The 21,920-nt window shown below is 43.5% G+C and carries 17 protein-coding genes; 15 read left to right on the plus strand and 2 right to left on the minus strand.

Features of this window, described 5'->3' with window-relative positions; all coding sequences use genetic code 11:
- Nucleotides 1-2 precede the first annotated feature (2 nt).
- The 6 genes from HQ29_RS04920 to HQ29_RS04945 all read left to right on the plus strand — a co-directional run bounded on the left by HQ29_RS04920 (nucleotide 3) and on the right by HQ29_RS04945 (nucleotide 7,130).
- Nucleotides 3-902, plus strand: a complete 900-nt coding sequence (locus HQ29_RS04920; protein ID WP_036867989.1) for a hypothetical protein — start codon at nucleotides 3-5, stop codon at nucleotides 900-902.
- Nucleotides 903-951: 49 nt separating this feature from the next.
- A complete protein-coding gene (locus HQ29_RS04925; RefSeq protein ID WP_036867991.1) occupies nucleotides 952-1,515 on the plus strand; it encodes a DJ-1 family glyoxalase III in 564 nt (187 codons plus the stop codon).
- Nucleotides 1,512-2,450 carry a TIGR01212 family radical SAM protein gene (locus HQ29_RS04930; RefSeq protein WP_036867993.1) on the plus strand — a complete coding sequence of 313 codons (939 nt, stop codon included), beginning with the start codon at nucleotides 1,512-1,514 and terminating at the stop codon, nucleotides 2,448-2,450. The genes HQ29_RS04925 and HQ29_RS04930 overlap by 4 nt, the downstream gene beginning before the upstream one ends.
- Nucleotides 2,451-2,502: 52 nt before the next feature.
- Nucleotides 2,503-4,464 (plus strand): glycogen debranching enzyme N-terminal domain-containing protein, encoded by a 1,962-nt coding sequence (locus tag HQ29_RS04935; protein ID WP_036867995.1) that lies wholly within the window; start codon nucleotides 2,503-2,505, stop codon nucleotides 4,462-4,464.
- Between the two features lie 27 nt (nucleotides 4,465-4,491).
- The gene (locus tag HQ29_RS04940) at nucleotides 4,492-5,751 is read left to right on the plus strand and encodes a glycosyltransferase (protein WP_036867997.1); all 1,260 of its coding nucleotides are present in this window, start codon (nucleotides 4,492-4,494) and stop codon (nucleotides 5,749-5,751) included.
- Nucleotides 5,752-5,813: 62 nt separating this feature from the next.
- Nucleotides 5,814-7,130, plus strand: a complete 1,317-nt coding sequence (locus HQ29_RS04945) for a glycoside hydrolase family 57 protein (RefSeq protein WP_036845841.1) — start codon at nucleotides 5,814-5,816, stop codon at nucleotides 7,128-7,130.
- A gap of 2 nt (nucleotides 7,131-7,132) precedes the next feature.
- Here the strand turns inward: HQ29_RS04945 and mnmD are convergent, their stop codons facing one another.
- A complete protein-coding gene (gene mnmD / locus HQ29_RS04950) occupies nucleotides 7,133-7,819 on the minus strand; it encodes a tRNA (5-methylaminomethyl-2-thiouridine)(34)-methyltransferase MnmD (protein ID WP_036863156.1) in 687 nt (228 codons plus the stop codon).
- 857 nt (nucleotides 7,820-8,676) lie between these two features.
- On the opposite strand from mnmD, the gene HQ29_RS10405 reads away from it, so the two are divergent.
- From HQ29_RS10405 to HQ29_RS04995, 9 genes are all read left to right on the plus strand, one after another.
- Complete coding sequence (locus tag HQ29_RS10405; protein WP_052089837.1) at nucleotides 8,677-10,800, plus strand: type III pantothenate kinase; 2,124 nt, start codon at nucleotides 8,677-8,679, stop codon at nucleotides 10,798-10,800.
- On the plus strand, nucleotides 10,793-12,079 hold the full coding sequence (locus HQ29_RS04960; protein WP_036863154.1) for a PorV/PorQ family protein: 1,287 nt from the start codon (nucleotides 10,793-10,795) through the stop codon (nucleotides 12,077-12,079). Before HQ29_RS10405 ends, HQ29_RS04960 begins: the two co-directional genes overlap by 8 nt.
- Before the next feature lie 68 nt (nucleotides 12,080-12,147).
- A complete protein-coding gene (locus HQ29_RS04965; RefSeq protein WP_036863152.1) occupies nucleotides 12,148-13,524 on the plus strand; it encodes a tetratricopeptide repeat protein in 1,377 nt (458 codons plus the stop codon).
- A 9-nt stretch (nucleotides 13,525-13,533) separates the two neighbouring features.
- Entirely contained in the window at nucleotides 13,534-14,274 is a 741-nt protein-coding gene (lptC, locus tag HQ29_RS04970) for an LPS export ABC transporter periplasmic protein LptC (protein ID WP_052089838.1), read from the plus strand.
- Between the two features lie 23 nt (nucleotides 14,275-14,297).
- Nucleotides 14,298-15,566 carry a hemolysin family protein gene (locus HQ29_RS04975; protein ID WP_036868000.1) on the plus strand — a complete coding sequence of 423 codons (1,269 nt, stop codon included), beginning with the start codon at nucleotides 14,298-14,300 and terminating at the stop codon, nucleotides 15,564-15,566.
- A 73-nt stretch (nucleotides 15,567-15,639) separates the two neighbouring features.
- Nucleotides 15,640-17,793, plus strand: coding sequence for a peptidylprolyl isomerase (locus HQ29_RS04980; protein ID WP_036868001.1), 2,154 nt, complete (start codon nucleotides 15,640-15,642; stop codon nucleotides 17,791-17,793).
- A gap of 98 nt (nucleotides 17,794-17,891) precedes the next feature.
- Complete coding sequence (locus HQ29_RS04985) at nucleotides 17,892-18,539, plus strand: hypothetical protein (RefSeq protein WP_036845854.1); 648 nt, start codon at nucleotides 17,892-17,894, stop codon at nucleotides 18,537-18,539.
- Between the two features lie 466 nt (nucleotides 18,540-19,005).
- Complete coding sequence (locus tag HQ29_RS04990) at nucleotides 19,006-19,908, plus strand: ABC transporter ATP-binding protein (protein ID WP_036868004.1); 903 nt, start codon at nucleotides 19,006-19,008, stop codon at nucleotides 19,906-19,908.
- A gap of 6 nt (nucleotides 19,909-19,914) precedes the next feature.
- Nucleotides 19,915-20,715, plus strand: a complete 801-nt coding sequence (locus HQ29_RS04995; protein WP_036863139.1) for an ABC transporter permease — start codon at nucleotides 19,915-19,917, stop codon at nucleotides 20,713-20,715.
- Between the two features lie 555 nt (nucleotides 20,716-21,270).
- Here the strand turns inward: HQ29_RS04995 and HQ29_RS05000 are convergent.
- The gene (locus tag HQ29_RS05000; protein ID WP_036845865.1) at nucleotides 21,271-21,909 is read right to left on the minus strand and encodes a DedA family protein; all 639 of its coding nucleotides are present in this window, start codon (nucleotides 21,907-21,909) and stop codon (nucleotides 21,271-21,273) included.
- Between the last annotated feature and the right edge of the window lie 11 nt (nucleotides 21,910-21,920).

Here is a 21,920-nt window from a genome sequence, read left to right on the forward strand (position 1 = left end):
CTATGAGCAATAGTAAAGAGAAACTCATAGCCATAGTTGTAACCATCGTTGCTCATGCTTTGCTGGTTCTGCTGCTCTTTTTTGTCTATATGACGATGAGTGCTCAGGACGAACAGAGTAGCGCTCCGGTGGATATAGGGAACATAGAGGTTGCAATGGGTAGCGATATGGAGAGTTGGAGCCAAGCACTTCCAAAGTCTCGCAGAGCCATGCCCAAGCCTGCCCCCGCTCCGGAAAAAGGAGAGCCGGAAGAGCTGTTGACGCAAGAGCATGAAGAAGCTCCGGCTATGGCTCCGGTACCTCCAAAGAAGAAGCCGGAAAAGCCTAAGGTGAGTGAACCTAAGCCTAAACCTGCACCAAAGACTCCTACACCCAAGGTGGAAGATACACGAAAGGCAGAGGAGGCAAGGATAAAAGCAGAGGAGCAAGCTCGTCTGAAAGCCGAACAGGCTCTTAGAGAACAGGAAGAACAGAGGCGTAAAGCGGCTCAGAGTCGCGTAGCCAACGCTTTTCAGGGAGCCAAAAATTCTGAAGGTTCAAGGGGAACAGGTACATCCGGAAGCGGTATGCAGGGTTCTCCTACGGGTAATGTCTCTTCCGGCGGTGCAGGTTCGGGGAATGGTGGATATGGCTCATGGGATCTTTCCGGACGCGGACTTATAGGAGGGAAATTGCCTGTACCTCAATATATAGGTCAGACTGAAGGTCGCATTGTTGTTGCTATCACGGTTGATCCAAAGGGTAATGTGATAAGTGCTGATCCTGGTCAGGGAACAACTATAGTAGACAATGTTATGAGGCAGAAAGCATTTGAAGCTGCTAAAAAAGCTAAGTTTACAGCTGTGGATGGTATACAAAATCAGCAGGGAACCATAACCTATATTTATAAGCTCCGTTCATGATGGAGATTCATGACGAGACAGAGTCTAACATCAAACAATAAAGTTGAGTATGAAAAGAGTATTTGTATTTTTGGCAGAAGGCTTCGAGGAGATCGAAGCTATCTCTACAATAGATATTTTGCGCAGGGCAGAAGTGGATGTTACAACAGTATCTATCACGTCCGATAGAGAAGTAGTGGGCGCGCATGGCGTGCCTGTAATGGCAGATAAATGTATTGCAGACGTAAAACATACGGAAACCGATGCCATCGTTTTACCGGGCGGACTTCCCGGCGCTACCAATCTGGAGGCTTCTCAACCCTTGAGAGAGATGATTGCAGAAGCAGATAAGAAAGGATTGCTACTTGCTGCCATCTGTGCCGCTCCCGTTGTGTACGGCTCGATGGGGCTGTTGAAGGAGAAAGTAGCTACCGCTTATCCCGGATTTGAAGAGAAGTTGGCATGCAGGCAGTATAGCCAAAAAGAACCCGTTGTAGTGGATGGTCATATCATCACAGGGCGTGGACCGGGTTACTCATTCCCTTTTGCTCTTGCCATTGTGGAGTATTTATTGGATAAAGAGACTGCAAACACAGTGGCAGGAGGTATGCTTCTTACCGAATCTTTACGATGAAGTATCCTCTTCCTTACGCAGATTTTGCATCACATTTAAGGGAGATCTTTCCGCACTACAAAGTGCAGAAGATCTCCCTTAATGCGGGATGCACCTGTCCCAATAAGGATGGTATAAAAGGTTTTGGCGGATGTACTTACTGCAATAATAGTTCGTTCGCTCCCCAATATACACTGAAGACCGAACCCATTATCGAGCAGCTACAACTGGGGATAGACTTTTTCCGAAGAAAGTATAAGGATATGAAGTTTCTGGCATACTTTCAGTCTTACACCAATACCTATGGTGATGTGGATGAGTTGATCCGAAAGTATGAGACGGCTATTGCCTATCCCGATGTTGTGGGACTGATTATAGGAACAAGACCGGACTGTATGCCCGATGAGATTCTTAACTATCTCAAGAGTCTGAAGAGAGACAAAGAGCTTTACGTTGCCGTGGAATACGGTATGGAGAGTACCTCTAATACCGTCTTGGAAAGAGTAAACCGAGGACATACGTTCGAGGAAAGTGTGGAAGCCATACAGAGAACGGCAGAAGCCGATATACCGGTAGGCGGACACTTTATATTCGGTCTTCCCGGAGAGGATCGGGATGCCATTGTGAAGAGTGCTGCTTTGATCTCTTCTCTTCCTCTGAATTCGATAAAGATTCATCAACTTCAAGTCCTCAGAGGTACTAAGCTCGGAGCAGACTTTCTAAAGGGGGAGGTTAATGATCTGCCTCTATTTACTTATGAGGAGTATCTGGAACTTGTCGCAGACTTTCTATGCCATCTTCGTCCCGATATGTATGTCGATCGTTTTGTTTCATCAAGTCCTCCTCACATGGTCATAGCTCCTCAATGGGGAATGAAAAACTACTACTTTACTCTCAAACTTGTATCATATATGAGAGAAAATGGGTTATTCCAAGGGCAGAAATATTGTAGATAAGTGGTTTTATACTATATTTGAAAGAGAATGAATCTACTAAAATTAGCCTGTTATGAGCTATCTGAAATTTGACAGAAGTAGTATGAGTAACCTCGAAGAGGTACTCAATAAAGAGATATTGCGTACAAATAGACGAGGTGCTTACCACTGTTCCACTTTAATAGGTCTGAACACAAGAAAATACCACGGGTTATTGGTCGTTCCTATTACACATTTAGGACCTCACAACTATGTGCTTCTTTCTTCTTTGGACGAGACCGTCATACAGCATGGAGCGGAGTTCAATCTCGCCGTGCATAAGTATGAGGGGGAGCATTTTAGTCCTAATGGTCATAAGTATATCCGTGAGTACGATCTGGATGGCGTACCTAAAACAATATACAGAGTAGGTGGCGTGATTCTATCTAAAGAGATCGCACTCTCTCGTGAAGATGATCGGGTGCTTATCCGATACACTCTCTTGGGGTCTCAAGCGAAGACAACCCTTCGTTTTCGTCCTCTCTTAGGATTTAGGAGCGTGAAAGAGTTGTGCATTGAAACGCAAGATGCCAACCTTAATGCCTCTCCGGTGATAAACGGACAAGAGTTTTGCCTCTATCCCGGATTCCCTAAACTTGCTCTCCAAATGACTAAAGAGAACGAGTATATCTCTCAGCCCACATGGTACAAACACTTTTTGTACGATAAAGAGAGGGAAAGAGGTCATGCCTGTACCGAGGATCTTCCGATGCCCGGATACTTTGAGGTCGAAATAGAGACCGGAGAATCCATCATTTTTTCCGCAGGTCTCTCTCCTTTGGAACCCGAAAAGATCTCCTCTTTATTTGATGAAAGTGTTGAAGAACGCACGCCAAGAACAAGTTTTAAGAACTGTCTTGTAAATGCCGCAGACCAGTTTTACTATCAGCCGAATGAGGAGCGTGCTTACCTGATGTCCGGTTATCCATGGGGAGGAGTAAAGGCAAGAAATATGCTTATTGCACTTACCGGTTGTAGTTTCGGTATAGGAAAGCCGGAAAGATTCCATCGAATCTGGAATACATTCTGGCCCGCCCTTAAGCTTTTTATGGAAACCGGACAGGTGGATTCTGTCATAATGGATATAGATAAGCCGGATATTCCTCTTTGGGCGGTGAATACAATAATAGATTACTCCAAGTGGACAAGTCCGGAAGACACTCGCGAAAAGTTCGGAGAGACATTGCGATACATCATAAATTATATTTCGTCCAGCAGGCATCCGAACATGAAGCTGGAAAACAACGGACTGCTCTACGCATGGAGCAAGGATAACCGCCCCATTACATGGATGGATGCAGAGTGGGATTTCCAACCGGTTGTCAAGAGAGAAGGCTATATCGTGGAGTTTAATGCCTTGTGGTATAATGCTCTGTGCTTCTATAAAACATTGCTTGAACCCGATAACGACAGATTGGAAGACGAGATCGCAAGAGTCTCCGAATCTTTTGTTCGTGTATTCGTGAATGAGCATAATTATCTCTTCGATTACGTTAATCCCAACCTGCCTCAAGATTGGAGTGTAAGACCCAATATGTTGTTCGCAATAGGTTTGATGTACTCACCACTCTCCCGAAGGCTTCAAAGATCGGTGCTCGACATCGTGACGAAAGAGCTTTTGACACCGTTGGGATTACGGACACTAAGCCCTATGGGAAAAGTTTATAAGGGATATTGTAACGGAAGTTTGAGGGACAGGTCTCTATCATACTACAATGGAGGTGTCTGGAGTTGGCTTATGTATCCTTACCTGAGTGCATATCTTCATCTCTTCCGAAGGGCAGGATACTCTTTTGTGGAGCGCATGATGATACCGTTTGAAGGAGAGCTTTCCAACCACGGAATCGGTACCATTTCCGAGCTATACGATGCCACTCCTCCTTTTTATAGTAGAGGGGAGATCTCTTATGCCACAAGTATCAGCGCGATACTCAGGATCAAAAACAGGCTGGATGATGATATGCGCAGAGGTGATGATATATTCGATATTTTCTAATCAGAGAAATACCTTGATAGATAAAATATGAAAGCATTGATGTTTGGCTGGGAATTCCCACCGCATATACTTGGAGGACTCGGAACGGCAAGTTACGGACTCACTCAAGGTATGAGTTTGCAGGAGGATATGGATATTACATTCGTCATTCCTAAACCGCATGGAGACGAAGATCAGTCCTTTTTGCGTATCATAGGAGCATCTCAAGTTCCTGTCGTGTATCGTAATGTGAGCAGAGAACAAGTGGATGCAATGATAGGAAGACTAATGTCTCCGGAACTCTACTTCCATTTGCGTGAAGGGATTTATACCGATTTCAACTATCTGCATACCAACGAACTCGGATGCCTTGAATTCTCCGGAAGATATCCGGATAACCTGATGGAGGAGATCAACAACTACTCTATAATGGCAGGGGTATTGAGCAGACAGCTCGACTATGATATTATTCACTCTCACGACTGGCTCACTTATCCTGCCGGCATACACGCCAAAAGCGTTAGTGGAAAGCCTTTGGTCATTCATGTTCACGCTACGGACTTCGACAGGTCAAGAGGGCAAGTGAACCCGCAGGTATACGCCATAGAGAAGAACGGAATGGATTACGCCGATCATATTATCACTGTAAGTAATCTTACCCGTAATACCGTGATAGAGAAGTATCACCAAGATCCCAAGAAGGTAACCACCGTTCACAATGCCGTAACACCACTTAGCCCTTCTATCTTGAGTATAAGGGATAAGAAGGGCGTAAAGGATAAGGTCGTAACCTTTCTTGGTAGAATAACCATGCAGAAAGGTCCTGAGTTTTTCATTGAAGCAGCTGCAAAAGTTTTGGCTAAAACGAAGAACGTTCGTTTTATAATGGCAGGAAGCGGAGATATGATGGATCAGATGATCCGTCTGAGTGCCATGAGAGGCATATCCGATCGGATGCACTTTACGGGCTTTATGAAAGGAAATCAGGTGTACGAAGTCTTCAAGGCAAGCGATGTATATGTGATGCCTTCCGTTTCCGAGCCGTTTGGTATCTCTCCTCTCGAAGCCATGCAGTGCGGTGTCCCCAGCATTATCTCCAAACAGAGCGGTTGTGCCGAGATTTTGGACTATGCCATCAAAGTGGACTACTGGGATGTGGATGCTTTGGCAGACGCTATACACGGTCTGGTAACCTATCCGGCATTTCACACATTCCTCAAAGAGGAGGGCTTGAAAGAGGTAAATAATATCAAGTGGGAAGATGCAGGGCTCAAAGTAAGGCATATTTACGACCGGCTTTTGAGGTAGCATTGCAGCACTTTTACGGAATAACCATTAACTAAGAATATTTTCACATCAAAGATAAAGTCATGAAAAGAATATGTCTCAATCTAAACTTGCATCAGCCTTTCAGGCTGAAGAGATATCGCTTCTTTGATATAGGGAATGACCACTACTATTTCGACGATTTTCAGAACGAAGAAGTCTTTCGTCTGTTAGCAGAAGAGTCTTACCTTCCTGCACTTAGAACAATAAGAGATCTTATCATACAGGACAGGGTGCCATTCCGATTCTCCATTTCCATATCCGGTACTGCATTCGAGCAGATAGAGCTGTATGCTCCGGAGTTGTTGGATCTTCTTTTGGACATCAACTCTACCGGACAGATAGAGTTCATCGCCGCACCATACTCTTACTCCCTCTCTTCATTGGGAGATACCGCAGAGTTTGAGAGAGAGGTCGGGGTGCTTTCCAAGAAGATCGAACTTCTTTTCGGAGTCTCTCCGAGAGTGTTGAGAAACACAGAGCTGATCTACTCGGACGATATAGCTCTTACGGCTCAAAAGATGGGCTTTAAGGCGATGATGACGGAAGGGGCAAAGCACGTTCTTGGCTGGAAAAGTCCCAACTATCTGTACTCTTCGGCAGAAGCTCCGGAGCTTAAACTGATGTTGCGCAATGCCTCATACAGCTCCGATCTTGTACGACACTTCTCTAACCTGCACTGGTCCGAGTATCCTCTTACCACAGAGAAGCTTGCCGGTTGGTTTGCCAATCTTCCCGAGGTAGAAAGCTTTGTTTACATAGATATCCCATTGGAAACATTCGGTCATATCCACAAGCGTCCTTCCGGAATCTTTGAGTTTCTCAAGGCTCTGCCTACTACGTTGGAAAGCAGAGGCATATCCATGGCACTGCCATCCGAGATCCTTCAGCAGGAAGAAGTGGCTGCACCGCTCTCTGTTCCGTCTCCTATCTCTTGGTCGGAAGAGGAAAAAGGTATCACTTCCTGGCTTGGCAATGTGTTACAACAAGAAGCATTCAGAAAGTTGGGCGAGTGGGGAGAACGGTTGAGACTAAGTACAGACCGAAGGCTGTTCCTGGACTGGTTGCATCTTCAGTCTTGCGACCACTTCTTCTATATGACTACACTCTATCAGGATGTAAGGCCTTTCAGTCCGTATGATAATGCTTACGATGCTTTCAACAACTATATGAATGTTCTTAGCGATGTGGTTCTCCGTATTCAGGCACAGTATCCGACTTCCATCGAAAACGAAGAACTGAGTGCGTTGGTGCTTACCATACAAAATCAGGATAAGCAGATCGTGGCACTGGAAAAAGAGCTTTCCGAACTGAAAGCCAAGAAAAAGACAACAAAGAAGAGTACCAAAGCAGCAGAGTAGAGCTACAATTTTGTGGCACGGAGTATCTCTCTCTTTCCCGGAGGACCCGGAAGTCTTTCCACGTTGAACCCGGCTTCTTGAAGCCCTCTTCTTACAATGCCCTTTGCGCAATAGGTTGTGAGGATGCCGTTTTTCCTAAGACAGGCTCTCATTTTCTTGAAGAAAGGAACGCTCCAAAGCGGACTTTCCACTTTGTCAGGCGCAAAAGGATCAAAAAACAGCACGTCGATGCTCTCGTTTTCAAAGTTGAAATCAAGAGCATCGGCGTGTTCTTTTATCAGGGTCAGATTGGAAAGAATCCCGGTTCGGGCATTCCATTCTGCACGGAAAATCTGCTCGACATGCTCTTTTTCCATACCGAGCCTTTCCGCATAGTTCAGAGAGAGAAGAACGCCGGTGGGTAGAGGCTCGTACTCAATGCTCCGCATCTCAAAAGACAGTTCCGGATGTGCAAGGGCGTATTCCAGTACACACACTGCATTCAGCCCCATACCAAACCCTATCTCCCCGATCCGAACCTCTCTGCTTGAGGTCTGTTCCAGAAAATGTTCCAGTCCGGCACGGATATAAACATGTTTGGACTCGGTTATTGCCCCATTGGTCGAATGATAGCTTTCATTACCACCATCAATGAGAATGGTATGACTCCCATCCGAAGTCTCTATAAGTGCAATCTTTTTTTCTTCCATCTTTTTTCTTTTTAGGGTATAAAGGTAGAAAAAGATGCCGCATTTTTCCACAATCCGAACTTCAAAAAAGCAGCATTTTGGTGGTGCTTTTATATAAAAATGAATCTCCCGATTTTCTCTCCGATCTGCTCTCTTTTTTTCCGATGTTGCACTTCATGATCACAAAGAGGTGGCTTAGAGTATTGATTTTTAGGGTTATACAGAAAATCGCGAATTTGGAAAAATTTTTTTCTCAGTCCGTTTGATGGGGCTTTTTCGCGTTAATAAACATAAAATTTAACGCCTTTGTCTGTAAACGTTTCCTAATAAAGAAATTTGCCTTTTCAGGGGCATTTTAGGGCGAAAATAGTTAATCTATTGATATTTAGCAGTTTGATGTTTTTGGCTAAACACGTTAATCGAATCCGGTAAACGTGTTTAATGAAATCGGTAAACGTGTTCATTGAAAAATTAAACACGTTAAGCCGAANATCCGGTAAACGTGTTTAATGAAATCGGTAAACGTGTTCATTGAAAAATTAAACACGTTAAGCCGAAAGAATATGCTCGTTTACTGTTTTGGGTGAACGGGTATCGAAAATGGTGTTAATAAAATGGGGCGAATTTAACAATTCGGTCGTGCTTTGAAAACGACCCCTCCGATCAAAATAGAGAGAGGGAAAATCGGGCAGAGGCTTCGGTACGGAATATATAAAAATAGAGTACTGCCATTTTGTCTTGAAATGCTCTCTTTTTCTCTTGTGCTGTCGGGTGGCATAGCTGTTCTTTGAACGAGCATCGGAGAGGAGTATAAAATAACTTGTCTGAAAGCTATTAAGGAAGAAAAATTATGTGTATTTTTGCCCCTTGATAGAAAAATGAAGGACAGAATATCCACATATTCAGAAGCAACCACTTATCTTTTCAATAGCTTTCCCATGTTTCAGAATGTGGGGGGAAAGGCGTATAAGCCGGGATTGGAAACGGTCTTAAAACTCCTCGAGAAGCTTGGCAATCCTCATCTGAAAATATCTACCATTCATGTGGCAGGTACCAATGGGAAGGGATCAACCTCTTCTCTTCTTGCCTCGGTGCTGCATGAGAGCGGACTTCGAGTAGGGTTGTTCACATCCCCTCACCTTGTAGATTTTTCCGAAAGAATCCGTGTAGATGGCAAAGTGATAGAGCAAGAGTTTGTTATAGATTTCTGCAACTCTGCCAGAGAATGGTGCAGGGAGCTTGGGCTCTCTCCCTCTTTTTTCGAGCTTACCACGGCAATGGCATTTGCCTACTACGTCCATAAAAAAGTGGATATTGCCGTGATAGAGGTCGGAATGGGAGGACGCTTGGACAGTACCAATGTCATCACGCCCGTTTTGAGTATTATCACCAATGTCAGCCTCGATCATACCACCTACTTGGGAGATACATTGGCTGCGATAGCCGGTGAGAAAGCCGGTATTATAAAGCCCGGCATTTCCGTTGTATTGGGTAACCATGAGAGTGAAGAGGTGAGACAGGTGGTGGAAGATAAGGCTCGGCAGGAGAGTGCTCCGCTTTATCTCTGCGACAGAAAAGCCGTTCTGCGCTCTTACGAAGAGGATCCGGAGGGAGGATATAAGCTGGATAGCTGTCGTTTTGGAGAGATAAAGCTCCCTCTCAAAGGTGCTCATCAGCTGGAGAATGCCACTACGGTGCTGACCGCTTTAGGGCTTCTTGAGACTCTTTTGAAGGGATCGAAAATAGACCCGGAAGCTGTCCGGAAAGGTTTTTGGAACGTAGAGAGTGTAGGGCTTGCAGGTCGGATGCAGAAGCTGAGCAGCATGCCGGATCTTTATATAGACACCGGGCACAATGTCGGAGCATGGGCTCATCTCAGCCCTTACCTGGAGTCCGTGCTCGATAAAGGGAAAAAGCTCCATATCGTGATAGGTATGGCGGAAGATAAGGATGTCTCTGCCGTCTTTGATATGCTGCCCAAACGTGCACGCTATTACATCACCCAAAGCAGAGGCGAACGTGCTTGTGCCGCGGAGAAACTATCGGATCTGGCATCTTCCAATGCGCTTGATTACACTGTGGTTAAGCCGGTGTGGAAAGCTTTGGAACAGGCATACTCGGCAGCAATGATAGCCCCTGAAGAGTCTGTCGTTCTGGTTTGCGGAAGCAATTTTGTGGTTGCAGAGGTATTGGAAAAGGAGTTGTCGCTTCTTACCGACTGCTGGAAGTCTCTGGCAGGAACATCTTTGGTCGGCTCTTTTTTCTTGACCATAGATAGCGGTAATACCGCCTTAAAAGCCACTCTATACCACGGACGGGTCGCTCTCTGGGAACACTCTTCCTCTTCCGTAAAGGAGCTTATTGTTCCGTTGCAGAAGGCTTTGGAAGACCTTGATATACCGAAAGAGAGTGTCAGGAGTATGGTAATATCAACATCGGTACCCTGCTCGGTTTTGGAAGCAGAGCTGAATGGAATAGGGTTGAAAACCATTCCTTTCGACCTCTCGACACTTCGTCTGCCTTTCAAGATTGCCTACGACTCTCCGGAGCAACTGGGACAGGATCGGGTTGCAGCGTGTGTAGGGGCTTATCTGTTTGCTGAAGGAAAAGATTTTTTGGTCATAGATTGCGGAACGGCAATTACGATAGATCTTGTTCGGAATGGAGTTTACGAAGGAGGTGTCATAGCTCCCGGACTGGATATGAGGCTGAAAGCTCTTCACGACTACACGCACAGACTGCCTTTGGTATCCAAGAAATTGAATCCGGGGTCTCTCATAGGACAGAACACCGAAGAGTGTATCTATCACGGTACCGTCTCTTCCGCTGTGTTGGAAGTGGCTGGATGGGTGGAGAAGATAACGAAAGAGGTTGCTCCTGTTTTGGTTTATTTAACGGGCGGAGACCGAATTTATTTTGAAACAATAGCGAAAAATACCATCTTTGCAGATGGTTGTCTTGTTCAGACAGGACTAAATGAGATATTGATAGCGAATGTATAGAAAGATAGTACAAAGGCTTGCTGCAATGTTTGCAGTAGCAATGGTTTGTTTCGTGGGAGTAGCCGAGGCTCAAAATATTGAGACTTCGCCCCTCTCTCGTTATGGTTACGGCTCTTTGGTGGATCCCTCCCCTGTTTCGTACAGAGGTATGGGAGGTGTCGGTGTAGGGTTGCGTCAAGATGGTATGATCAACTTCAAAAATCCGGCTGCCTTCTCCGTTGTGGATTCTCTATCTTTTGTCTTTGATATAGCTCTCACTTCGAACTATAAGATGTTCAGAGAGAATCAGCTTAAAAAGAGTACATTCCAGGCGAACATAGACTATCTGGCGTTTCAGATGTCTCTTTTCAACTCTGTGGGTCTGAGCCTTGGCGTTATCCCTTATTCGAGAGTGGGGTATTTGGCACAAACTTCCGGAGATATTGAAGGATTCCCCAATGCTACATATAAACAGACTTTCAAGGGTGAGGGATCGTTGCAAAATGCTTACATGGGAGTTGGTTTCAAGTTGTTTGAGAAGTTATCGTTGGGAGCAAAGGTCAATTACCTTTTCGGTTCTACGATACACGAAGTGCTTTCTCAACCCAATTCATCGTTGATCAATACACGTTTTGTGAGAGAAACATGGCATACATCCACATGGTCGGCTGCGTTTGGAGCACAGTATCATCATCGCACCAAAGAGTGGGAGTCCGTGTTGGGAGCTACATTTTCTCCTTCTTTGGGTCATAGGCCTAAGATGGTACTTTTTGAAGATAGAGATTTTGGTAAAGTCCTTACTCCCGATGTTACCACCAAAGAAGAGTCTTACGTTGGTAAGTTGCCTATGGAGATAGGAGTCGGTGGAAGTTTTAATTATAAGAATAAACTTTTGACTGCATTGGACGTCAAATATACAAATTGGGAAAGCGTTCCCAATCTGTTTGAAAAGCAGAATGTATCATATAAGGATGCTTGGCAGGTTGCTTTGGGTGCTTCTTATACTCCTAATCCTTTCTCTCGAACCTATTCGGACAACATAGTGTATCGTGCAGGGCTCAACTATGCAACACCTTATATACAACATCATAAATGGGGACAGTCTTCGACCTTAGGGCTATCTCTCGGTCTCGGACTTCCTATATATGTTAATGACGAGAGAGCTTCTCTCCTTAATCTGAGCTTGGAGTACGTTAAGAGTCTGAATGATAAACAAGCTATCTTGAAAGAGGACGCGATAAAGCTCTCCGTGAGTATAAACTTCAGTGAAACGTGGTTCCGTAAACTCAAGATATATTGATGATAACGACTGTAAAGGTCTTTTGTGATAGATAACAAAGAATGTAAAATAGCAAAACAGAATATAAGATGAAAAAAACACTACTTTTCACCATTGCCATGATCGCAATGAGTGCATGGTCTTCTAAGGCTAACAATGTTGCTTCTGTGATAGCAGACTCTACTCCGAATGCTGCTATTGATACAACAGAGTGTCGTAAGAATGTGTCTTACTTCAAGATTCATGCTAAGACCAACAACTTTCAGGATGCTTACGATTTCTGGTTGAAGGTTTACAAGAACTGCCCCGATATGACTAAGGATATCTATATCGTCGGTCCTCAAATCTTGAAATGGAAAGTGGCACAAGCAAAAACGCCACAAGAGAAAACAGAGTTCATCAACCAGCTTATGGAGGTTTACGATACAAGAATGAAGTATTTCGCAAACGATCCGCAATTTGGTCCTGACTATATTTTAGCTTCTAAGGTTGCCGACTATATAGAGGTAATGGCTGAAAAGGCAGACTATGAACTGGTTTACAACTGGCTTAAGGATATTGTGGCAGAGAAGAAAGAAAAAACAGACTACATGGCTCTGAACTTCTACCTCTACTCTTCCATGGTGAAGGTGATTAAGAATGCAGATCACAAAGAGCAATATATAAATGAGTATCTGACTATCTCCAAGTACTATGAAGATGCTCTCAAGAAAGCTCAAGGAAGTGGTGATGCAGACAGACAACAGCTCTACACAGACCTTAAAACTGCAGCAGATACACAATTTGCTTCAAGTGGAGCTGCAAGTTGCGATATGCTTCAAAAGATATATGGTAGTAAGATAGAAGAGAACAAAGACAACAAGGAGTACTTGGATAATGTTATCGCTCTTCTTCGTAGAGTAAACTGCCAGGAAAGTGATGTCTATTTCCGTGCATCTGAGTTTGCTTACGCTATCTCTCCTTCGGCTGAAGCTGCTTTGGGGCTCGCTAAAAGAGCTCACCTGAATAAGGATAGAGTAAGAGCGAATCAACTCTTTGAGGAAGCTGCATCTCTTTCTACCTCTTCAGACCAAAAGGGAGATATATATTATATCATCGCCCAGCTTGCATACGAACAAGGTCAGTACTCTCGTGCAAGACAATATGCCAATAAAGCTATGGAAGAAAAGTCGGGCTTTGGAGCACCATTGGTATTGATTGCTAATGCTTATGCGGCAACAGCTAACTCAATCTTCCCGGATGACTCAGTGAAGTCTCGCATCGTTTATTGCCTTGCAGTGGATAAGCTTGAAAGAGCACGAGCAATAGACCCATCCATCGCAGCGGAAGCAGGAAGATTGATCGCAAGATACAGATCTTACTATCCAAGCAAGGAAGATGTCTTTATGCACCCTGATCTTAAAGAGGGACAAAGCATGGCTATCGGTGGATGGATAGGTGAAAGTACCACTATTCGTGTGAAGTAATAGCTAAACGTGGACAACGACAAAGATCATAAACAAGGTTTTAAGACCCTTATAAATACAATAACACAACCTCAAGTATGGGGTTGTGTTATTGTTGCATTATGTCTCTCATCTATTCTGGCATCTTGCGGAGGTGCAAAGACGGATGCGATAAAAGATAATTCGGACAGCATTGCATATACCGTATATACCAGTGGAGTAGAGACACTGATTTCGGACTCCGGTGTTACGAAATATAAGCTAAAGGCAGACGAATGGTATATTTATAATAACGATACTTTGGATCAGTGGAGCTTCCCGAAAGGAATATATCTGGAGCAGTTTGATACCCTGTTTGTACCGCAAGCTACCGTAAAGTCCGATACAGCTTTTTACTATGTAGGACGAGATACTTGGGAGTTGATAGGAAATGTTGAGATCATCAATCTATTGGGAGATAGGTTTACAACCAATAGAATGTTTTGGAATAGAACAAGACAACTTATATATTCCGATGAATATGTGAGGGTAGATCTCGCCAATGGAAATCAGATAGAAGGTCTCGAGGGATTTGAGAGTAACGAACAGATGACCCGGTTTGAGTTTAAGAAGTCTATGGCAAACTTTTTACTGCAAGACGGAGAGATGGTCAACTCAAAGGCTTCTTCCGGAACATCTTCTGCTTCTACCACTCCTACGGACTCTCTTCCCAAGAAGAAAGAGGAGAGAAAACTTAAACATAAGTCCGATATTAACACGACGACCAATTAAGTCAAGACTTATCAGGAAGAGCTATGATTTATCTTTACATTTTCATTTGCATCTTATTTTCAGCCTTTTTCTCCGGGATGGAGATTGCTTTTGTCTCATCGGACAGGCTACGTATAGAGTTAGACAAATCTTCTTCCAACCGTATTGGAAAGCTACAAACACTTTTCTTTAGCAATCCGGGACAGTTTATTACCACAATGCTTGTGGGGAATAATATCGCTTTGGTCGTCTTTGGTCTCCTTATGGCTCAGCTTTTGGAGCCTCCTCTTTCCCGTTTTATTTCCAATCCGTTTCTTGTTGTCCTTGCTCAGACACTTATCTCTACGGCGATCATTCTCATAACGGCAGAGTTTATACCTAAGGCTATTGCTAAAATCAATCCCAACTGGAGCTTGAGATTTTTCTCTTTCCCCCTTGCTCTGATCTACATCATCCTCTATCCTATCGCAAAGTTTTCCGCTCTCTTGTCCAATCTGTTGCTGTTCCTGTTCGGAATAAGAAAGGACATGAGTGCAGAGGTAAAGCTCGGCAAAATAGATTTGGACAATTATATAGAGATAAATCAAGGCGACACCTCTGCAGGTAAAGAGACTACGGTAGGAGGAGTAAAGATATTACAGAATGCGATAGACTTTTCCGATATTCACCTAAGAGATTGTCTGATCCCTCGCAACGAGATTGTTGCTGTAGAGGAAAACACCACAAGGCAAGAGCTTTTAGAGTTGTTTATCTCTTCCGGATTCTCCAAAATAATAGTTTATAGAGATACAATAGACGACATCATCGGCTATATACACTCGGTGGAAATGTTTTCCGAGCAGAGAGGAGACTGGAGAGAGAGCATCCGATCTACGCTTTACGCTCCAGAAAGTGTACTTGCTCAGAAGATGATGAAGAAGCTCATGCAGGAAAAGATGAGCATTGCCGTTGTCGTGGATGAGCTTGGAGGTACAGCCGGAATAGTTACACTCGAAGATCTTTTGGAAGAGATCTTTGGTGATATAGAGGATGAGCACGACACTCTATCGGTTGTGATGAAGAAGATCGGAGATAACGAATACATCTTTTCGGGGCGTGCCGAGATTGATGACATTAACGATAAATTTGATCTTGATCTGCCTACCTCTCCGGACTATCTTACCATAGCCGGATTGATATTGGATCATCATCAATCCCTGCCCAATAGAGGAGATGCTATCTTCTTGGAACCAAGCTTTAAGTTTAATATTATAAGAGCGACAAAAAATAAAATAATGTTGGTACGTTTGACCATAGCTAATTCCCCTGAATAGTGTAGCTATACAGTAAAAAATATGTACCTTTGTTCCTCGTAAATCATGTAAATTAAAACTATAATATCATTATATGGCAACATTAGAGAAAATCAGAAGTAAGTATGCAATCTTGCTCGTTGTACTATTGGGCTTGGCTATGCTTGCATTTGTACTTGGAGACCTTTTCAGAGGAGGGTCTGCTTTGTTTCAAGACAGCCAGATGGTTGTATTGAGTGTAAATGGTGAGAATGTCAAGATTCAAGATTTTGAAAAGAGGGTGGAAGAGACTACTGAGAACTACAAGATGTTCAGTGGAAACAGAGAGCTCACAGAGGCAGACTACCAACAGATTCGCAATCAAGTCTACTCTATGATCATCATGGAGAATGTTTTGAATAGCGAAGCCGAAAAGATAGGTCTTACCATCTCTCCGGAAGAGGTTTACGATCTTGTTCAAGGTGAAAACATTTCTCCTCTTATCCTACAATCTCCGATGTTTAAGGATGAGCAGGGCAACTTTGACAGAAATGGATTTATCGAGTTTAGAAAGTCTATTGGAGAGAAGCAAGTAAATGAAGCATCTCCCGAACTTCGTCAGCAGTTGCTACAATACCGTGCTTACTGGTTGTCCATAGAAAATCAAGTCAAAGAGTTTCGCTTGAATGAGAAGTACGATGCTCTTTTGACCAAAGGAATTGTTGCAAATAAGCTGGATATAGCTGCTGCAACCACAGAAGAAAAAGAGATTGCAACCATCGCTTATGTTGCACAAAACTCTTTTGCAATGCCGGACTCTCTTGTCTCTGTCTCTGATGCAGAGATGAAAGAGTACTACAACACTCACAAAGAGATGTTCAAAGTGCCTGCATATAGAGTGGTTGACGTGATTTACTCTACTCTTCTTCCGAGTGAAAAAGATAAGGAAGACACAAAGAAAGATATAGAAGATGCTGCGGCAGAACTTGCTCAAGGAGACAACTATGACGATATCATCTCTTCTTATTCAGATATGAAGTATATCGACTCATACCTTTCAGAAGGTCTTCTCTCTTCGGAATACTTCTACACCGGAATGATGGATGAGCTCAAGAGTGCAGAGGTTGGTGCTGTGTTGCCGGTGCATCACAACAGCGGTACATACGCAGTGGCAAAGCTTGTTGGCAGGAAAGTGGCTCCGGATTCAATATTCATCCGCCATATTCTACAACCCTCAACAGCCGAAGGCACTAAGGTTATAGACAGCCTTTTGAATGTATTGGGTTCTACTCCGGCAGCTTTCTCGGATCTTGCAGCACAGTTCTCTCAAGATCCCGGCTCTAAAGACAACGCCGGTGAACTTGGTTGGGTAACAGAGGTACAAGCACTACAGTCGTTCGGTGAAGAGTTCCGCGATGCTCTTTTCTCTGCTCAGATCAATAAGCCATTCAAGTTCTCTTCTCGTTTTGGAGAGCACATCCTTTTGGTCGATAAGGCTACAGCTCCGGTCAATAAGTATAAGGTGGCATATCTTTCAAAGAGTGTAGAGCCCGGAACAGAGACATATACTAAGGCATACAACGATATCAGCTCATTCAAGGCTGCTTACAATAAGGCAGAAGGTATAGATACAGCTGCCATCAACAAGGGTTATCAAGTGCTTTACAACATGGAAGTTTACCCATCATCTTCTGCTATTGCTCAAAATATCCAAAGCAGTAGAGAGCTGGTACGCTGGGCATTCAATAACCCAAAGGGATCTATCTCTGATATTAAAGACTATGACGACAAGTTTGTAATGGCTGTTGTACGCAAGGAGATACCTCAAGGTTACAAGCCGTTTGAAGAATCGAAAGAAGAGATTCGTCCGGTATTGTTGAACGAAAAGAAGGTTGAAAAGCTCTTCGCACAGTTGAAGTCTGAAAATCCTCAGTCTTTGGAAGCATTTGCAGCTGCTCACTCTCTTCCGGCAGACACTTTGAAACACTTGGGCTTTGCAAGCACCAGAATAGATGGTGTCGGTTTTGAACCTGCTCTCAATGCTGTGGCAGCTTCTGCTCCACTCAATAAGGTTCTTCCTGTAAAGGGTATGAATGGCGTTTATGTAGTGAAGGTTGAAGAGAGAGTACCTAATATCAACTCTCCTCTAACCGTTGCAAACGCAGGAGATCTTATCCAAGCCAACCTTCAGTCTAAGGTAAGAATGCAGGCTTTGAGACTGCTCATGTCTAAGATGGATGTTGTTGACAATAGAGTACGCTTCTATTAAACAGCAATAAAGACATAGATAAAACAGAAAGGGGATCTTTCATCGGCTTTGCCCGGTCGAAGATTCCCTTTTTTATACCCTTATTCTACTTATTTGTTATGAACAAAATTCTACTCTTTCTACTCCTTCTTTCTTTTCCTCTGCTTTCTAATGCGCAGAGCCGGGAGCAGGACGACACTCTATCCGTTACCGATACTCTTCCCGAAGGTGATATGTCCGACCTGTTGGACTTTCTGGGTGTCCGTCTCTACAAACTGAAAATCTCTTCCTCCTTGCCCCTGACTCATCCCAAGGCGATACTTATCGAGAAGATCGAAGGAGGCTCGGTAGCGAGAGACACGATCTCTTTTGCCGACATTTTGGCACATCGTTCCCAAAATGATCTATATACATCTTACCCTCTTTCCGGACTTGGGCAGATTTCAAAGAATAAAGATGGAAAAGCCACGTTAAAAGTGAGCTTCAATCTGCCCATCCTCAAGCAAGATGCCACTCGTGAACTGAAAGTGGACGAGCAGCAGGCAAAAGACTATATCTTTTTCTCCGTCGCTCATGCCTATCCGAAGTTTGAACGCGGAGTCTTTACACCTTTATTTGTTTTCATTCCTCCCCTCTATATGGAGGACGGATTCGGTTCCTACTGCGCCATCAATTATAGCAAAGTTCCGCCCATTGAGTGGAAAACCAAGTTCGGATTGGACAACTACATCATATACTCCTTTCTGTTCGATAGGGTAGAGCCGTAGAAAGATTATCGGTAGAAGATTGCCTCTCATTTAAGATAAAGGCAGCCCTCACTGTTATCCCACTATCATAATCATAAAGACCATGTTTAGCAGATAATCTAAACATGGTCTTTTTCTTTCTTGAACAGGTTAGAAAGTTAGAAGCAAGGCTTGCTCTCTCCGCTTCACACTTTGCTCTCTCCGCTTCATGCCTTGCTTTCCAATATTCAAAGCTCGGTTTTTACCTATCAAGCCTTGAACTACACTTCTGTAAGGTATCAATCTTTCTTTTATACGTGTATGGAAGATTTTTTTATTCGTGTTTAAGTTAGAAACAGAGAAGACACAAAGCTATCTCATAAAAGGGTAGAAAGTATTGATAAACCACCTAAAGCTTACTTTCTGATACAATAGCCTTCGTTGGATTTTGATAATAACAGATATATTATATACCTTTGATGCATAGTTTAATTAAAAATTCAGTTCTATGGATAGCATACTATCTATAAAAGGGTTGCATTTTGCTTATCAAGGCAACCAAGTCCTTCGAGGAGTCGATATGGAAGTGCCTCAAGGATCCGTGTTTGGCTATTTGGGAAAAAACGGAGCGGGAAAATCTACCACCATAAGGCTGTTATTGGGGTTGCTTCCGATAGGGAGGGGGGAGATTTTTTTTCGAGGTGTTAATCTTAAAGAGTCTCCACTCCTTCTGCGCTCTTTCTCCGGTAGTATGATAGAACACCCATTTTTTTATCCGTTTCTGACCGTATCGGAAAATCTGAACTACCTTGATACTATATTCGGGATGGGCAAACAACGAAAAGAGGAGGTATTGTCCCTAATGGGGCTTAGTGATCATGCCGACAAGAAAGCCCTTTCTCTTTCATCTGGATTGAAGCAGCGTCTTGGTCTGGCCATGTGTCTGTTCAATCGCCCGAAGATGTTGATTCTTGACGAGCCTCTCAATGCGTTGGATCCCCAAGGGATATATGAGTTAAGATTGATCTTGAAGCGGCTGAACCGGGAAGAGGGTGTAACCATATTCCTTTCGAGCCATATCTTGGAGGAGTTGGAGAAGCTGGCAGACCACGTCGCCATCATCCACGAAGGCAGAATACTTTACCAAGGGAATATTGACGGTCTGACAAGAAAACAGCCCGACATCGTAAGTTTTAAGGTCAATGATACCTCTGTCATCACTCGTCTGGGGTATGACTCCAACTTTTCTTTGCTGGGCGTTCATGATTCAAATCATGTGGAGTTTGAGATCGGGAACGAAAATGAATTTGCTCGCCTGATAGCTTCCATGTCGAAAGACGGAATCTCTATATACAACATAACCCACAAAGGCTCTGCTCTCGAAAATGCTTTTATCTACCTTACAGAATAGATAGTTATGAAATCCAAGCTCTCTCTTTCGGCTCTATGCGGAGCCGAGATCTATAAAGTTTTTCACAACAGGATCATTGTTTCCTGTCTGTTATCCCCTTTGCTCGTCTACCTGCTTGCACTTATCTATATGCTCTATAAGGGGCGGAGCGGACTTTTTGGCTATGAGATGCCTCAGTATGTCGGTAATCCATGGATGACGATCTGGTCTCGCCACAGCTTTCCTTTCCTTTCGTTGATGCTGCCACTGGTTGTAACAGTTGTATCTTATTTGCTTTGTGAGATCGAGTTTCAGAATGACAACATCAGGTCTCTCTTTTCTCTGCCCGTTACGAAGTGGAAGCTCTATCTGTCGAAAGTGCTTGTGCTATTTTTTCTGATCGTAATAGTGTCTGTTATTACGTGGGCAGGCTTCATTTTGGGCGGGTATCTGTTAGGTTTTTTAATGCCGGCATATCCATTTGCAGAGTATGCCGTTTGGTTGCCATCGCTACAAATTCTCTCAAGGATCTTGCTGGCTTCATTCTGTGTCGGGATGATAGAGTTGGTTTTCAGTTTGTTCTCCCGAAATTTTACGCTGCCCGTTATTTCGTGCATTCTTTTGACAGGTATTGCAATCTTTGTTACGAACGAACCGATTGGCTCTTATCTGCCATTTGCAACCTATACTTACATTGGCTCAGTACGTCCGATAGAAGAACTGATGGGATACGATATGCGAGACATCGCCAACCTGATACTCTTGGGAGGAGGGATGGTGTTGGGATACATATATTTTACACCGGAAAAGAGGCGCTTGCTGCCCTAAGAAAATATAGACCTTCGGATAAAAAAGAATAAAACCTAAGAACTTAATAATAAGAGAATAACATTGATTCAACTTATGTAAAAGGATCGGATAAGTTTTGTTAAAAGACAATGATTTTATATTAGAATAGTCTCCTATTAGCTTTATTGCCTACTCCTGAACTTGATGAGAGCATTGGAGTAAGTATATAGTCTTTGAGATTTGGTATTCAAAAGTTCTATCTTTCCCATTTGGAGCAGGTTTAATTTCTACCATTTGCCATTTCTGTTTTGGATTTTTTATTGTTCTCTAATCATGGCTTTAGAGTAATTGATACCCTTTTCGGAGTAAAGTCAAGGAGTAAGTAGCATGAGATGTTTATGTGGTACTTCATCTTTTCTCATACTTTACATTTCCGTCCTCTGTAAAAAATTTAAGGGCTGACTTCTCAAAAGAAGTCAGCCCTTAACAGTTTCTTTGCCGCAATACGAAAAGTCTTTTCGTTCTATCTGTGTCAATCAATGTACAGAACGATACTTATAAGAGTATGGACGAACTTGAAACAACAAGATATATTCAGGACTTAGAGGGCTTTTTGCTCCCCTTGTAGATGAGTACGGCAACAATTATGACACCTATTCCCATGAAGATGTAACCTAAAAGGTGGCTGTTCTTCATGACATAGTCCATAAGTTTGTCTTGCGGAACAAATGAAGCGAAGTAGTAGCCCATGGCTGCAAGAATAGCGTTCCAAACACCTGCACCGATAAAAGTATAGAGGATGAACTGTGGAAGTTTCATCTTGGCAAGTCCGGCAGGAATGGAAATGAGTTGGCGAATGCCCGGAACGAGCCTGCCCATAAGGGTGGATATGATTCCGTTTTTATAGAAGAAGCTTTCCGCTTTCTGTACTTTGGCTTCATTGATAAGACACATCGCTCCTATGCGGCTGTTGGCAAATCTGTAAACTATTTTTCGTCCGAGAAAGAGAGCCAGATAGTAGTTGATGAGAGCTCCGATCGTAGCTCCTATTGTTCCGAATAAGACTACAAGATAGACATTGAGTTCACCTGTTGCAGCCGCTTTATATGCGGCAGGAGGTATGACCACTTCGGAAGGAAATGGTATAAAAGAGCTCTCGATGATCATCAAGAGAGTAATGGTAAAGTAGTCCAAAGACTCTAATGCCCATTGAAATAGAGATGCTGTATCCATTGTATGGTGTT

Origin of the sequence: Porphyromonas canoris (assembly GCF_000765975.1) — a bacterium.
GTDB lineage: Bacteria > Bacteroidota > Bacteroidia > Bacteroidales > Porphyromonadaceae > Porphyromonas_A > Porphyromonas_A canoris.

Excerpts from the sequence above, each read along its gene's own strand:
- HQ29_RS04940 (WP_036867997.1), top strand. The coding sequence starts at position 4,492 with ATGAAAGCATTGATGTTTGGCTGGGAATTCCCACCGCATATACTTGGA.
- HQ29_RS04920 (WP_036867989.1), top strand. The coding sequence starts at position 3 with ATGAGCAATAGTAAAGAGAAACTCATAGCCATAGTTGTAACCATCGTT.
- HQ29_RS04945 (WP_036845841.1), top strand. The coding sequence starts at position 5,814 with ATGAAAAGAATATGTCTCAATCTAAACTTGCATCAGCCTTTCAGGCTG.
- HQ29_RS04925 (WP_036867991.1), top strand. The coding sequence starts at position 952 with ATGAAAAGAGTATTTGTATTTTTGGCAGAAGGCTTCGAGGAGATCGAA.
- HQ29_RS05000 (WP_036845865.1), bottom strand. The coding sequence starts at position 21,909 with ATGGATACAGCATCTCTATTTCAATGGGCATTAGAGTCTTTGGACTAC.
- HQ29_RS04935 (WP_036867995.1), top strand. The coding sequence starts at position 2,503 with ATGAGCTATCTGAAATTTGACAGAAGTAGTATGAGTAACCTCGAAGAG.
- HQ29_RS04960 (WP_036863154.1), top strand. The coding sequence starts at position 10,793 with ATGTATAGAAAGATAGTACAAAGGCTTGCTGCAATGTTTGCAGTAGCA.
- HQ29_RS04965 (WP_036863152.1), top strand. The coding sequence starts at position 12,148 with ATGAAAAAAACACTACTTTTCACCATTGCCATGATCGCAATGAGTGCA.
- mnmD (WP_036863156.1), bottom strand. The coding sequence starts at position 7,819 with ATGGAAGAAAAAAAGATTGCACTTATAGAGACTTCGGATGGGAGTCAT.
- HQ29_RS04975 (WP_036868000.1), top strand. The coding sequence starts at position 14,298 with ATGATTTATCTTTACATTTTCATTTGCATCTTATTTTCAGCCTTTTTC.
- HQ29_RS04985 (WP_036845854.1), top strand. The coding sequence starts at position 17,892 with ATGAACAAAATTCTACTCTTTCTACTCCTTCTTTCTTTTCCTCTGCTT.
- HQ29_RS04930 (WP_036867993.1), top strand. The coding sequence starts at position 1,512 with ATGAAGTATCCTCTTCCTTACGCAGATTTTGCATCACATTTAAGGGAG.
- HQ29_RS04990 (WP_036868004.1), top strand. The coding sequence starts at position 19,006 with ATGGATAGCATACTATCTATAAAAGGGTTGCATTTTGCTTATCAAGGC.
- HQ29_RS04995 (WP_036863139.1), top strand. The coding sequence starts at position 19,915 with ATGAAATCCAAGCTCTCTCTTTCGGCTCTATGCGGAGCCGAGATCTAT.
- HQ29_RS04980 (WP_036868001.1), top strand. The coding sequence starts at position 15,640 with ATGGCAACATTAGAGAAAATCAGAAGTAAGTATGCAATCTTGCTCGTT.
- HQ29_RS10405 (WP_052089837.1), top strand. The coding sequence starts at position 8,677 with ATGAAGGACAGAATATCCACATATTCAGAAGCAACCACTTATCTTTTC.